This window comes from Oleiphilus sp. HI0066 (assembly GCF_001635725.1).
The window spans coordinates 1-776 of record NZ_LWFH01000510.1 but is presented as its reverse complement, the minus strand read 5'-3'; the positions used below and the strand labels follow the sequence as shown (position 1 = coordinate 776).

Genomic DNA, 776 nt, shown 5'->3' with positions numbered 1-776 from the left:
TTGCTCGATGGAAACTAAGCCAGAAACGGGCAATGGTGTAGAAAATACGGTGAGGGGCATAGTTTTTCGCTGCGAGAACCCCCAAAGGAAGGGAGATCATAATTGAGATCAGGGTGCCCCAAAAACCCATTTCGATGGTTTCCCACATTTTGAAAAGCACTTTCTGTAAATAACCGATTGGTTCAACCAGAAACTCGGTTTCCTCGACCGTCCATGTATCTTCTAATGCGTCATATTCTCTCAATTCACCTTTTTCTGTATAGGCAAACCATGGAAGATTATCCTTATCAAACTCATCGATTCTCGAGATTTCTGTTCTTTCAGAAATTTGAACCGGAAATGCTTTACTGGCAAAACGAACAGCGCCGTCTAGTACTTGCGAATCACCGATGCCTATAGCTGATGCAATGGCTTTTGAAGTTTCGACTGCCGCTTTGTCCATTTCGGTATTGTGTGCCGACAAAGACAAGATCACGAAAGCGACGAAAACAATAAATATACGTTTTGGCGTAACGGCTTGATGCAAGGGCCACTCTTGCCATTGGCGTTGCTTTGATTGCATCAGGCGGCTACCTCTTCAAGTGCAAGCTCGCTTTTCTCCTGCCCTTCCGTTTGAGTAAAGGCATAGATCGCTCGTTGTGTTTGGTTGTCTAATTCAGCAGGCGAGCCATCAAAAAACACCTCACCGGCACGCAACGCGACAATTCGATCGGCAAACTCCAAGGCATAATCCAACTGATGTAAGGTACAAACGACAGTCGCACCGTGATGCTTGG

At 45.7% G+C, this 776-nt stretch carries 1 protein-coding gene and 1 pseudogene; both read right to left on the bottom strand.

The window, feature by feature from the left end; genetic code table 11:
* Positions 1–562 (bottom strand): PhnE/PtxC family ABC transporter permease (locus tag A3738_RS07065; RefSeq protein ID WP_369819780.1); only part of this gene is annotated, 562 nt, incomplete at its 3' end.
* Positions 562–776 (bottom strand): annotated as a pseudogene (locus A3738_RS30710) (hypothetical protein); the annotation flags it as partial. The gene A3738_RS07065 and the pseudogene A3738_RS30710, both read right to left, overlap by 1 nt.